This window comes from Pantoea sp. AS-PWVM4 (assembly GCF_000468095.1).
Classification (GTDB): Bacteria; Pseudomonadota; Gammaproteobacteria; order Enterobacterales; family Enterobacteriaceae; genus Pantoea; species Pantoea phytobeneficialis.
This window is the reverse complement of sequence record NZ_ASZC01000020.1, coordinates 58,500-70,859: the sequence shown is the minus strand read 5'-3', so window position 1 is coordinate 70,859 and position 12,360 is coordinate 58,500. Positions and strand designations below refer to the sequence as shown.

The following is a 12,360-nucleotide window of genomic DNA, read 5'->3' as shown; positions in this document are numbered from 1 at the left end:
CCGTGCTCCCGCTTACTGCGCCAGACGGAAGTTTTTCAGCTTCGCGGCGTTGCTGTCGTCGATCAGCACGCAATCCATCAGCTGTTTCTCTTCCTTCTGCGCTTTGCCGTGCGTCAGGTAATAATCCGCCTGCTCCACCGCCATTTGTGCCTGATCCCAGCCCGGCTGGAGCACCGTGGCTTTGATATTGCCTTTATTCAGGATCGAGTCGCGGGTGTAATCGCTACCGTCAAAACCCACCACAATGACGTTGGTTTTACCTGCGGCTTTCAGCGCCGCTTCAGCGCCAAGCGCCATCGTGTCGTTACCGGAGATCACGCCGACGATATTCGGGTTCTTCTGCAAAATGGTTTCCATGCGACTGAAGGCTTCCGTCTGGCTCCAGTTGGCACTCTGCTGCGCCACCATCTTCATGTCGCCGTAGTCATCCAGCACATCGTGGTAGCCCTGTGAACGCACACCCGCGTTGGTGTCAGATTCTTTGCCCAGCAGCTCAACGTAATCCCCTTTTCCACCCAGCAGCTTGGCGAACTTCTGCGCGCCGAGTTGAGCACCCTGATAGTTGTTGGAGACGATTTGCGCCACCGCCACGCCGGTCTTATTAATTTCGCGGTCAATCAGGAACGTGGGGATACCAGCATCTTTAGCCTTCTGTACCGGCCCTACCGTGGCATCCGCCCCGGCGTTGTCGAGGATGATCGCTTTGGCTTTGCGCGCGATGGCGGTTTCAATCAACTGGTTTTGTTTGTTGACGTCATCATCGTGCGAGGCCACCAACGTGGTGTAGCCCAGCGCTTTTGCCTTCGCCTGCGCACCATCGGCCTCGGCTTTAAAAAAGGGGTTATCGTGTGACGGGGTAATAATGGCCAGCAGGCCCTTATCTGCCGCCTGTGAGGCCGCAGATAACGTCAGGAGTGAAGCCAGCAGGGTAACTTTGACGAGGGATGCTTTCATTGGTTTTTCTCCGCTTGAATATATATTCAAATGCGATTTTATATGCATAATGACTATGCACCCCAACGAGGATGCCGTCCAATGCCGGATCCTGAAAAAGCGAAAACGATCACAAATTGTTCAGCGTTGTTATTTATGACCGGCTGATTAACAATACCAGGCAGATTTGGAGAGGGATAAATCATGGCAAAACAGGATGAACAGCGGCTGATGGTGAAGATTGCTACCCTTTATTATGTTGAAGGGTTGAAGCAATCGGATATCGCACAGCTACTGAAATTGTCGCAATCCTTTGTTTCACGCATTCTCAATCGCAGCGTAAAGGAAGGCGTAGTAAAGATTAGCGTGGTCCCGCCCGCGAATGTGTTTCCCGAGCTGGAGAAAGCCATCGAGCAGACTTACCAGCTTCCGCAGGCGATCGTCGTCGATGTGCCGGAGCAGGCTTCCGCCTTACAGATTAAACAGGCGATTGGCTCGGCTGCTGCGCACTATCTGGAAACGCGTTTACGTGCCGATGAGTTGATCGGCATCTCCTCTTGGAGCGGGACGATCCGGGCAATGGTGGATGCACTGCATCCGCTTAACGCGCCCTGTCGCGGGGTGATTCAGTTACTCGGCGGTGTCGGCACCAACGGCAATGTTCAGGCTACCATCCTGACACAGAACCTCGCGGCGCTGTTAAATTGCCCGGCATGGCTGCTGCCATCACAATCGATTGAACATTCGGTGCAGGACCGTCAGCGCTTGTCGGTGAATCCCGATGTTGCCGTGGTGCTGGAGAAATTCGAGCAGGTGGATCTGGCGATTGTCGGCATTGGCGATCTGGAGCCTTCCGCGCTGTTGCGTAATTCCGGCAACTACTACGATGAAGAGATGTTACGCACCCTCGCCCAACGTGGCGCGGTGGGTGATATCTGTCTGCATTACTTTGACGCTGATGGGCAGCCCGTCCTGAACACCGCTGAAGATCCGGTGATTGGTATGGAGCTGGCACAGGTGAAAAATTGCCCGCAGGTGGTAGCACTGGCGGGTGGCAAGGAGAAAGCTCAGGCGATTCGTGGTGCGTTGCGCGGGGGCTATGTGAAGGTGCTGATTGTGGATTATCCCACCGCAAGGCTGTTGGTGGAGGGGTAAGCCAACCGTAGCGGCGCGATAAATCACGCCGTTACGGGATTAACTGATGGTGCGATACGCGGTGGTGACTTTCCACAAATAGCGCGGCGCCTGGGCTGCCGGATGTTTGTTCTGTACGTGCTGATAGAACTCGTCCGGCGTCATCGCATTGATCATTGCAATGGCACGATCGCGGTCGCGTGAGAAGGTTCGCAGCAGCGCGCCGGCACCGTTAGCATAGGAAACAATAGTGGCGTAACGCAGAGTCAGCGGATCACGAATACCTGCCAATTCCGATTCCTGCAAAATACGGATATAGGCCGCGCCAATATCGATGTTTTTTGCCGGGTCGCGTAATTCGGATGAAGTGGGCTGACCACGACGTCCCTGGGCGCGATACACCGCACGGCCCGCCGTTGAGGCTTTGATCTGCATCAGTCCGACCGCATTTGATCGGCTGATCACGCTGGGGTTACCCCCTGATTCGACACTAATAATGGCGCTGATAAGCTTTTCATCAACGCCATAATGACTGGCGGCATCTTCAGTAAACATTGACCAGGCGTCATTGAGTTTTGACGGTGGAGCCTGGGTTAAAGGTGTATTCTTCTCTGGCGTTACCACGGTCTGCGGTTCGCTGGCACAGCCCGCCAGCAATAACGCAGAGAGCATAAGTAGTCGGATTTTCACTGAATGTTGGATTCCGCAATAGATTCGGCGCAACCTATCATACCTGGCTTGCCGCAGGGTAAAATTACCGTTTGTCCTAAATTCGTAAAAAAACTTGCCAGGTCGTGACTTCCGTAACGCATTTCGTCATCATCGGCAAGTCAACCCACACAGGATGAGAATATGGTTGCCCCCCGTTCGATACGTCTGATCGCCCCTTCCGGTTATTGCCACAATCAGGATGCTGCCCAACGCGCCGTGACACGTTTACAGGCAGAAGGCCACCATATCGACAATCAAATCGCCATCGCCCGTCGCTTTCAGCGTTTTGCCGGAAGCGATCAGCAGCGGCTGGATGACGTCAATCAACTGGCCTCACTCAGCACCTTGCCGGACATCGTGCTGGCGGTACGTGGCGGCTATGGCGCATCGCGTTTGCTGGATAATGTCGATTATGTGGGTCTACAGCGCCAGTTGCTGAATCAGCCGGTCGCCTTGTGCGGCCACAGTGACTTTACCGCGCTGCAACTGGCACTGCTGACGCAAACCGGGTTGATCACCTTCAGTGGGCCGATGCTGGCTGGTAATTTCGGCGCAGAGACATTATCTGATTTTACCGTTTCGCACTTTTGGCAAGCGCTAACTTCACCTGGAGTCGAGTTACACTGGCGCAGTAGCAGCCCGGATGAAGGCCGCTGGCAGGGCACCTTGTGGGGCGGTAATCTGGCAATGATCTGTTCGCTGATTGGCACCCCCTGGCTGCCACAGATTGAAGACGGCATTCTGGTGATCGAGGATGTGAACGAACATCCGTTCCGCATTGAACGCATGCTGATTCAGCTGCATCAAAGTGGCATTCTGGCACGGCAAAAAGCCATCGTGACCGGCAGCTTCACCAGTACCACGCTGTCGGATTACGACAATGGTTTCAATTTCGAGAGCGTCTGGCAACGCGTGCGGGATGAGTATCAACTGCCGGTGATCAGCGATTTGGCCTTTGGTCACAGCGCTGACACCGTTACGCTTCCCCTCGGCGCCAGCGCCAGTTTGCAGATTCAGCACGGAGAAGCCCAGTTCGCCTTTACCGGCCACCCGACATTGCGCTAACGGCATTGCCGCAGGAGACCGACATTGAAGCCGCTTTACGAGGACTTGTGGATCTCCACACCCGAATTTCCCGCAGACAATGCGGAAAGTGACCTGATGATGCATGGGTTTATGTTGCGCCATCCGCGCGGCAACCTGTTGATTGGTCGGGTCGAAAACCAGCTCGATCATGAGGTGCTGGCCGATGTGGGTGGCGTGATTCGTCATTATCTTACCCACTGGCATGAGGCTGCTCCCGGCGCGCTGATGATTCAGCAGCGCTTTAACAGCGCGTTATATTGCCACAACCGGGCGCTCGGTCCGGTCAGCCTGATCATTGAGCCGGATGATACCTTCAGCCAGCAGGAGGTCCACTTTGGCGATTTCCATCTGCTTCCTACCCCAGGACATACCCCAGGCAGCAGCAGCTACCTTTATCACTCGCCGCTGGGTCGCACCTATCTGTTCGTCGGCGACACGCTGACGCGCGAACATAATCGCTGGATTAGCGTTCTGGTACCGGAAAGCAATCCGGCTGAATTATTACAATCACTCGATCTCTACCGTTCATTACGCCCGGATGTGGTGCTGATGAGCACCACCCGCGGCCATCTGTCATGGCAGAAAATGACGCTGAAAAGTTGGTTAGCGGCGATCGACGAAGCAGAACAGGCACCGCTGGATTTACGCCAGCGGCCGCCTGGTTAATCAGAGAGTTTTGCTGAGATAGTGGCGCTGATGATGCCGTGGATAGTTATCCAGGCTAAAGCGTAAGGTGTAACCGAGCTTTTCGTAGAAGGGTCGTGCCTGGAAGCTGGCCGTATCCACCTGGGCATAACAGCAGCCGCGCGCGCGTGCCTCTTCTTCCGCAGCGCCTATCAGTTTGCTGCCCACTCCCTGCCCGCGCAGCGCGTCACTAACCCATAGCATATCAATACGCAACCAGTTGCCACTGGTGGATCCGGTCAGTCCCGCCAGTTTTTTCCCGTCGGTATCGGTAACAAACACGCCAATCGATTTGATTTCATCGACATTGATAAAGCGGCTGTTAAACGCATTCAGCCCGAGGCGAACCTCATCGAGATCCTGATGAGTGACGCTTTCCGTGACCTTAAGTTGCATAGTCGACTCCTTGTGGCAGCAATGTTATGAAGGCGGATGCTGGTTATCGTCGTAACGCTCCAGCGAGAGGATATCAATATCGCGCTTTTCCGTGCGATTGCAGGGCACCAGCTTATCGCTGTCAGCATAAACGAAAAAGGTATCACCATTGTTTTTATTCACCATTAACTGGTCACCATTACGGAAACGGGTAATCGCCACCGGATCACCGTCCTGCAAATGGGTACGTTGCTGACCCGCAGCAATCTGGAAATGGTGTGTCGGCCACATCAGCATGCTGAGGCCATACTCGGCGCGCGAGACGGTCATGGTTGGGCGGCCCGGGCAGGCGATCTGGAATTCGCTTTCACTCCAGGCGGGCGCAATCTGGCACGCCAGCAAACCTGCGACAATAGCTATCGCCTTCATTGGATTCTCCGCTGAGGTTAGGTAATGATTTCATTAGGGTTTTTCAGAGGGTATCACAAAATAAAAGCGTGCGGCGCAGGATGGCCCGCTAAAGGCGGGCCGCAAGGTTCTGGCGAGGAAAAATCAATTATCTACTGAAGACATGTCTTTGATCTGGCTTTGATTTATCTGCTGTTCCTTACCGTAGATATCTTTGTAAGTAATCATGCCAGTATCTTTATCAACCACCGGTTTGCCCTCGGTGACAATGGTTTGACCATCATTGGTGTGCATCACATGGTCAGATGCGCAACCGGCCAGCAGCAGGCCCAGACTAAAAGTACCAATCAGAAACAGTGTTTTTTTCATCTCATCCTCCTTTTGGACTCAGGGTCAGGTTTAGCACAGGTAACAGGAAACTGAACCAGGATAAGGACTAATGCGCTATGATCGCGCCAGGAGGATGTTATGAGAGATGAAAACGCGCTCTTCGCGGGCCTGGCACAATCGACCTTTCGCAGTCGCTTTCACCTGGGGCCAAAGGAGCGGCAGTATTGCCTGGATAAAGGGCCGGAGATTATCGGCCAGCATGCGGCGGATTTTATTGCGCGTCGCCTGGCGAATGCTGAGCCACAAAACGACGGGAAACAGACGCCAATGCGAGGTCATCCGGTGTTTATCGCCCAACACGCGACCGCAACCTGCTGTCGAGGGTGTCTGGCAAAATGGCATGGTATTGCGGCACATCAGCCGCTATCGACAGACCAGCAGCAATACATCGTACGCATTATCCACCGCTGGTTGTCAGGAGAAATGAATCGCTAAGGACTACTCTTCGGCGGCCACTTCAGCCGCCACTAACATCAACGCCAGGCCGGCATCATCAGGATTAAATTGTTGCATGGTTGCGCGAATTGCCGCGACACAGTTCATCACCTGCTGCTTTTGTTCGGCTTCAAGCTTATCAATCGCATGCTGAAGAATCATTAGACTGGCTTGTTCTTCTCTCATTCATTCCCCCCGGTTAGGCTGGTCCATCGCGCAAGAGTGGCAAGAATAACGTTTATCTGCTAGCAAAGTCACCCCCTTAACATTCTCATCGCTTAACGATTACGCAAATAGCAAATGGGAAGCGGCGCCAGACCTGCTATGATCAGCATATCGTGGTCATTCAAGAGAGTTTTCGTGCCACGGCAAACCAGGGATCGAACCAGGAACAGGACCATGTTGCGAACTACCGTTGTACTCACCTTATTGTTACTGGCAGGCTGTAGTTCTGCCCCAAAAGGGGTAGATTGTCCCGGACAAGTCGCTACCATTTATGGTCAGGCGATGGGCAACACCGAAGCACGTATTTTCGACCTGGTTAGCGCCTTCTCCGTCAGCAAAGATGGCGTCATGGTAAAAAGTGGCCCCCTCCACTCAAACGATCGCTTTCAGTACGTCCCTTCAGCGGTGACCCGCGAGGGCTATTACGCCCAGCGTTTGTCGGATAAACAGTTCCGCCTGATTAATCCGTATCAAAACACCATGATCACCTGGACATGCCCGTAAGCCGTGTTTATTGTCAGAAATCGTCAAGCTGAGAGACTGGGTCATGGAAAAGAGTCTGGATAATAACGGCTATATCGAATTTCCCTTCCCCGCGACCGCCAATGCGGATGGTTCAGTCAACCCCTGCGGCATTGATCTCACCCTGGAGACTGACCGCATTGAAGAGATTGCGGTGTGTCAGCACTCCGCCAATCTCCGGCGTTTGCTGGAAGAAGTGAATTTACAGGACGGCCTGTTTATGACGCTGGCCTGTGACTGGCAGCAGCGTGACGATGGGGTGTGCGGTTTTATTGATGTGGCTTTCCGCCCCCTCTACTCGGCCAGCAGCAAGGACGAGGCACTCGCTCTCGACCAGGCCTTTGAAATCTATCTCTCCCGCCAGGAGAAGCAACACAATATGGCCGGTGGCGCATTGGTTAATTATGCGCGCGCAGTGCTTGACTGGAGCTGGTCACCCCTGCATCAACGCCATCTGCACTATGAAAAAGTCACCCTACGCTACTACTGCCAGCAGGCGGAAGATGCCGAATGGTGTTTTGATCATCTGCGTCATTTCCTCGTGAGCTGGTATCCGGCTTATCGCGGTACACGTTAATTTTCCCTTTCATTATTTTCCTCTGACAGGAGCCGCTATGCGACTTGTGGTACGCGTTGTAGTGCTGTTTTTTGCCGTATTTCTGCCTTCACTGGCCTTTGCTGATAACTGCTGGCAAACCCGCGCCGGAATCGATATGGGATCCGGTACCACCAAAATTGCCGTGACTGAAGTGAATATCTGCCAACATCAATTGGGCAAAGTGCTGTTTGAAGATCAGCGCCCGGTGGGTTACAACGATGCGCTGGCACGTTCCGGCAACAACCAACTGGATGAGGCGATCCAACAACAGGGATTGACTGCCTTGCAGCAGTTAGTCACTCAGGCTCGGCGCTATCACCCGCAGCGTATCAGCGGTGTCGCCACTGCGGTGTTCCGTTCTGCCAGTAACGGCCAGGCGGTGATTGACCGTTTTAATCAGCAAGCGGGTGTACAACTCAAAATCATCAGCCAGCAGCAGGAAGCCGAACTGGGGTTCCGTTCCGCTAAAGCAGCACTGCATGACCCGACATTACGCGATAACGACCTGCTGGTTTGGGACATCGGCGGCGGCTCGATGCAGATGACCGCCTGGCGTGACCAGTCAGGTAAGACGGTTTCGGACGTCTATCAAGGTAAACTCGCCTCGGTCACGCTGAAGAACTTTATCGTCGATGTATTAAAGAACCAGCCATCAGCCACCTCTCCTAATCCAATTGGCTCCTGGCGTCCTTCCGTGCTGCGCTTTGTCGAGTTTTACGCCCACAACGATGTCCCGCCGCAGATTAAACAAGATCTCGCTACGCGCCGGGTGATCGGTATCGGCGGCGTACACGGTTTCTCGATTAAGAATCAACTGAAAATCAAAGATAATCGCTATGACCTGGCGACTCTCGAACAGGTAGCAAAACAGCAGGTATGGAAAGGTGACAGCGAACTCACGGGCGATTACCGCGCTACCGATGTCAGCAATTTGCTGTTGGTGGAAGGCTATATGCGCGCCCTTGGCATTAAGGATGTCACTGTCGTTAAAGCCAGCCTGATTCAGGGCGTCGTACTGGAATAAAAGACAGCCGGGCGTCGGTCTGACGCCCGGGCTCTCAGGACGGTTTTACCAGCCGGATAGCATGTTCCAGCATACGTTGTTCATCGCGTTCATCATGGGCGCGATGCTGACGAGTACGCTTTAGCAGGCTGGTGATCTCTTCCCTTTTGGTTTCGTGCCCGCACTCCGCCAGCACAATCACCGCATCACCAATTACCCGGCAAACTTCGTCGTAATCGTCTTCACTTAATACGTCACGTTTCATCGCCCCTCCTGACGTCAAATACCTAAACCAAGCCTGGTCAGGATTTCGTTATCCTGCAAACCCCGGTTGCTGCTCACGTATTCCCTGACTACGCTGAAATGGCAATTCACTATTATCAGGGAGTCATTTATGACTGGAAAAGCGGAAGCAAAATTGAATGAAGCCGCGGGTGCGGTGGAAGAAAAAGTGGGTGAAGTCACTGGATCACGCCGACATCGGTTCAAAGGTGCAGCACGGCGCTACCCGGCGCAGGCCAGCTATGTCGCCCAGGATGCTGCCGATTGTGTGATTAAAAGCGTACGCGAAAATCCGGTGACCGGAATAGCCATCGCCGCCAGTGTCGGTGTGGTGATCGGTTTCTTACTGGGGCGCAAGTAAGCGTTTGATTTGCGCATGGAGGCGCAAACTTAATTCAGTGAATGTAAGTTTATGTTTTAAAATATTCGGCTTTGCCTGAGTTCTCTTTAATTCCCTCCTCATTTCTATTGTTCACAGAGAATCCTCTCAACTTATTCCCTGAGCATTTTATTTATTATTTTCATCGAATTATACAATGGAGATGTTCAGTGAAGAAGTTATCAATTATTGCGATAGCGACGCTATCTGCAATTTATGGCAGCAATGTATTTGCAGTTGAAGTAACACCAGAAGAAAGCGGAAAAATCAGTGCCGATCTTCATGGCTCCGCAGGTGAAGTCAGCCGCCATCGTGGTGAGCGACTCAAAACCAAAATCCAGTGGAAAGCCTGGAGTAATGATATGGAAGGGCTGCATCCGCATAGCCCGAAGAACTATCAAGTCTATAAAGTTGAATACGCGAAGCCAGGTGACATTTATCCGTCATCGGGTAACAGCAATGAAATGATTCTCAAAGAGAACGAGAATGGTTTTGCCGCCAATCTGGAAAAGAACGTCCCTTTCCAACTGAACAGCAACAAGATTGTTGGGATGTATTATGACGAGTGGGCCTACTGGGAACGCTCGTTCTCGGCTGATTTAGTTCCGGCCAAAAACCTGACACACATTTTCTGGAGCTTCCTTGGCCTGTGTGATTTTGGTGCACAACGACCCGGCAATGTCACCCTGCCCAGCACCGGCAACACCGGCCTGGTAGCAGAAGGTAATGAACGCGGACAGAAAATCCTCAAAGGCATGTGCGGCCAGGGCAACCTGCCGACAGAAAGCGGCGATACCAGCTGGCAAGGCAACGATACCCCGGCTAAACAGCAGGGCGATTTCAATGTCACCCGCTACGATCCGCAAGCGTCTTATTATGGCCTGAAAGCGCTGGAAAGAATGAAGAAAGCGAATCCGCAGCTGAACGTGATGGTCTCCATCGGCGGCTGGTCGATGAGTGCGCCGTTCCATGCGATGGTCGAAACCAAAGAAGGTCGCGATATCTTCGTTAACTCAGTGATGAACTTCCTCAGCGAAAACCCGTTCGTGGATGGTATTGACCTTGACTGGGAATTTGTCGGTTCTACCGGACCGTCAGCGATGGGCAATCTGGCCACCGATGGTTATCAGAAAGAAAAAGAACGCTATACCGCGCTGGTCAAAGAACTGCGTAAAGCGATGGATGCCAAATATAGCGGTGCACAGCGTAAGCAGTTGAGTGCAGCCGTCAGTGCATCACCGGCAAAACTCGCCGCGATCGACTTTAACAGCCTGAAAGATGATTTTGATTTCATCAATATCATGACCTACGACATGTACGGTGCCTTCGCACGCAACCCGGGTCACCAGGCTGCCGTCTATGCCAAACCGATCGCCGGGACATATTACCAGCAGGGTGGTCAGGATAAAGTCAAAGACGAAGCCGGTAACATCATCATTGATGGCCAGGGCAACGATATGACTGGCGAGCAAACGCAGCGCGGATTCAGCACCGAAGGCGCAGTGAAAGCCATTCTGGACAACAACCCGAACTTCCCATCAGAGAAACTGGTGGTGGGTGCAGCGGCTTACAGCCGTGGCTGGCATAGCGTCAGTGTGAAACAGGAACACGATAAACTGTTCTGGCATGGTATCGCCAACGGTGAAGAAGTGAGTCGTAAAGGGCTTGGCAGCAACGGTTCCTATGAGCATGGCGTGACCGATTATCGTGAGCTGTACGATAACATCATCAGCAAGAAACAGGACGTTTACTACGATAAACAGGCTGAAGCCGCGTATATCTGGAAACCCATCGCTAAAGTCAATGGTAACCCAACCGCACAGGTTGAAACCTTCGATTCCCAGCGTTCCGTGATTGCGAAAGGCGACCTGGTGAAGAAATACAAACTGGGTGGCATGTTTGCCTGGGCGGCAAGTAATGACAATGGTTTGATTCTGAACAGTATGAACGCCGCAGTATGTAACAAGCAGGCTAATGGCAGCTACTACAACTTCAGCGAAGATTATAACGGCGTTGTGGATACCAAAGTCATTGACTCACAGAATGGCGTACCGACCAAAGTGGACGAGAGCATGTCCGGTCCCGTCGCGTACAACTTCAACGGTCAGAACTATTGCAACTCAAGCACCCCAGAAGTACCGGAAACTCCGGAAAGCCAGGCACCTACCGTTACACTGGATAAAACCAGCATCAATGTGGTGGGCACCAGTGACTATGGCTTTGGCTACCCGGTAATTGCTGGCAGCAACCAGGATTCTGTGACCTGGAAATGGGAACGTATTGAGGGCAACAGCGATATTTATCTGAAGTCTTACGATAAAGCGTCAGCTGAAATCGTCGTACCGAAAAATCTGTTTGATGTCTCTGCGAAATTCCGTGTAACCGCAACCAATGGCGACAAAAAATCTGGCGAAGCTTTCGTCACCGTGAATGTTGTAAAACCTGCCGTTTCCATTAGTGGTTCGAATAATATGGCCTCAGCAAATCCGGTTAAACTGGAAGCCGAAGCTAACTTTGATCAGGTGACTTATGCATGGACGCTGAAGCAAGGTGCACAAGTCGTTGCCAATGGTATCGATCAGAACGGACAGATCAAAGCGGGTCTGGCTGCGGGAGATTATATTGCTGAAGTGACAGCCAGCAGTGTGAAAGGTGCGCGTTCTGCCACTCAAACACACGCGGTGAAAGTGACTCAGGAAGTGCAGAATAACGATCAGGCATTTATCAATGGCATGAAGTTAGGTCTGCAATTCAAAGACGAAGGCAACAGATACTTCATTACAGGTACCGTGGCATCTTCTCAGACACCAACCAGCAAACCGAATTACTCATGGTCGCCAATGGGTGGTACTCAGGAAAGCACCAACGGACTGTCTTATTTCACCTTCTCAGTGGAAAAAACCAGCAGTCCTCAGCTGATGAATCTGAAGGTGGACGTCACCGCAGGTAAAGAGACGCGTCAGTTGATGGAAAACTTTACGGTTCCGGCGTTATCGGGTTCCGCAGGTTATCCAGCCTGGGCTTATGGCAACAACTACAAAGCCGGTGATGTGGTGACCCACAAAGGTAAAGTGTTTGAGTGCGTGGTAGCAGGCTGGTGTAGCCAGACAGGACAATGGTCTCAGCTGCATTATGAGCCAGAAGTCGGTATCAGCTGGACTCAGGCGTGGAAATACCACAAATAATTAAGCAGCA

16 protein-coding genes are annotated in these 12,360 nt (G+C 52.6%); 9 read left to right on the top strand and 7 right to left on the bottom strand.

Annotated features, from left to right (window positions below; all coding sequences use genetic code 11):
- Positions 1-12: 12 nt before the first annotated feature.
- A complete protein-coding gene (locus tag L579_RS18270) occupies positions 13-954 on the bottom strand; it encodes a D-ribose ABC transporter substrate-binding protein (protein ID WP_021185661.1) in 942 nt (313 codons plus the stop codon).
- 183 nt (positions 955-1,137) lie between these two features.
- On the opposite strand from L579_RS18270, the gene L579_RS18265 reads away from it, so the two are divergent.
- Positions 1,138-2,088: a sugar-binding transcriptional regulator gene (locus tag L579_RS18265; protein WP_021185660.1), complete on the top strand. Its 951-nt coding sequence runs from the start codon at positions 1,138-1,140 to the stop codon at positions 2,086-2,088.
- A 39-nt stretch (positions 2,089-2,127) separates the two neighbouring features.
- Here the strand turns inward: L579_RS18265 and emtA are convergent, their stop codons facing one another.
- The gene (gene emtA / locus L579_RS18260; RefSeq protein ID WP_152521912.1) at positions 2,128-2,769 is read right to left on the bottom strand and encodes a membrane-bound lytic murein transglycosylase EmtA; all 642 of its coding nucleotides are present in this window, start codon (positions 2,767-2,769) and stop codon (positions 2,128-2,130) included.
- 150 nt (positions 2,770-2,919) lie between these two features.
- On the opposite strand from emtA, the gene ldcA reads away from it, so the two are divergent.
- A complete protein-coding gene (ldcA, locus tag L579_RS18255; RefSeq protein WP_021185658.1) occupies positions 2,920-3,843 on the top strand; it encodes a muramoyltetrapeptide carboxypeptidase in 924 nt (307 codons plus the stop codon).
- A gap of 24 nt (positions 3,844-3,867) precedes the next feature.
- Entirely contained in the window at positions 3,868-4,530 is a 663-nt protein-coding gene (locus L579_RS18250) for an MBL fold metallo-hydrolase (RefSeq protein ID WP_021185657.1), read from the top strand.
- Here the strand turns inward: L579_RS18250 and L579_RS18245 are convergent, their stop codons facing one another.
- From L579_RS18245 to L579_RS18235, 3 genes are all read right to left on the bottom strand, one after another.
- Positions 4,531-4,944: a GNAT family N-acetyltransferase gene (locus tag L579_RS18245; protein WP_021185656.1), complete on the bottom strand. Its 414-nt coding sequence runs from the start codon at positions 4,942-4,944 to the stop codon at positions 4,531-4,533.
- A 24-nt stretch (positions 4,945-4,968) separates the two neighbouring features.
- The gene (locus L579_RS18240; protein ID WP_021185655.1) at positions 4,969-5,352 is read right to left on the bottom strand and encodes a hypothetical protein; all 384 of its coding nucleotides are present in this window, start codon (positions 5,350-5,352) and stop codon (positions 4,969-4,971) included.
- A 123-nt stretch (positions 5,353-5,475) separates the two neighbouring features.
- Positions 5,476-5,700 (bottom strand): YgdI/YgdR family lipoprotein, encoded by a 225-nt coding sequence (locus L579_RS18235; protein WP_013508714.1) that lies wholly within the window; start codon positions 5,698-5,700, stop codon positions 5,476-5,478.
- 99 nt (positions 5,701-5,799) lie between these two features.
- Here L579_RS18235 and L579_RS18230 point away from each other — a divergent pair, with 99 nt between their 5' ends.
- On the top strand, positions 5,800-6,156 hold the full coding sequence (locus tag L579_RS18230) for a DUF4186 domain-containing protein (RefSeq protein WP_021185654.1): 357 nt from the start codon (positions 5,800-5,802) through the stop codon (positions 6,154-6,156).
- Positions 6,157-6,159: 3 nt separating this feature from the next.
- Here L579_RS18230 and L579_RS18225 read toward each other — a convergent pair whose 3' ends face one another.
- Positions 6,160-6,342: a hypothetical protein gene (locus L579_RS18225; protein WP_036627398.1), complete on the bottom strand. Its 183-nt coding sequence runs from the start codon at positions 6,340-6,342 to the stop codon at positions 6,160-6,162.
- 213 nt (positions 6,343-6,555) lie between these two features.
- On the opposite strand from L579_RS18225, the gene L579_RS18220 reads away from it, so the two are divergent.
- The 3 genes from L579_RS18220 to L579_RS18210 are packed head-to-tail and all read left to right on the top strand — an operon-like array spanning position 6,556 to position 8,525.
- Positions 6,556-6,885 (top strand): hypothetical protein, encoded by a 330-nt coding sequence (locus L579_RS18220; protein WP_021185652.1) that lies wholly within the window; start codon positions 6,556-6,558, stop codon positions 6,883-6,885.
- 43 nt (positions 6,886-6,928) lie between these two features.
- A complete protein-coding gene (locus tag L579_RS18215) occupies positions 6,929-7,480 on the top strand; it encodes a hypothetical protein (protein WP_021185651.1) in 552 nt (183 codons plus the stop codon).
- A gap of 37 nt (positions 7,481-7,517) precedes the next feature.
- On the top strand, positions 7,518-8,525 hold the full coding sequence (locus L579_RS18210) for a Ppx/GppA phosphatase family protein (RefSeq protein WP_021185650.1): 1,008 nt from the start codon (positions 7,518-7,520) through the stop codon (positions 8,523-8,525).
- Positions 8,526-8,559: 34 nt separating this feature from the next.
- Here the strand turns inward: L579_RS18210 and L579_RS18205 are convergent, their stop codons facing one another.
- Positions 8,560-8,769 (bottom strand): DUF2767 family protein, encoded by a 210-nt coding sequence (locus tag L579_RS18205; RefSeq protein WP_021185649.1) that lies wholly within the window; start codon positions 8,767-8,769, stop codon positions 8,560-8,562.
- 129 nt (positions 8,770-8,898) lie between these two features.
- Between L579_RS18205 and L579_RS18200 the strand changes: the two genes are divergently transcribed.
- Together L579_RS18200 and L579_RS18195 are read left to right on the top strand one after the other, a co-directional pair.
- Entirely contained in the window at positions 8,899-9,147 is a 249-nt protein-coding gene (locus L579_RS18200; protein WP_021185648.1) for a DUF883 family protein, read from the top strand.
- A 188-nt stretch (positions 9,148-9,335) separates the two neighbouring features.
- Entirely contained in the window at positions 9,336-12,350 is a 3,015-nt protein-coding gene (locus L579_RS18195) for a glycoside hydrolase family 18 protein (RefSeq protein ID WP_021185647.1), read from the top strand.
- Positions 12,351-12,360 lie beyond the last annotated feature (10 nt).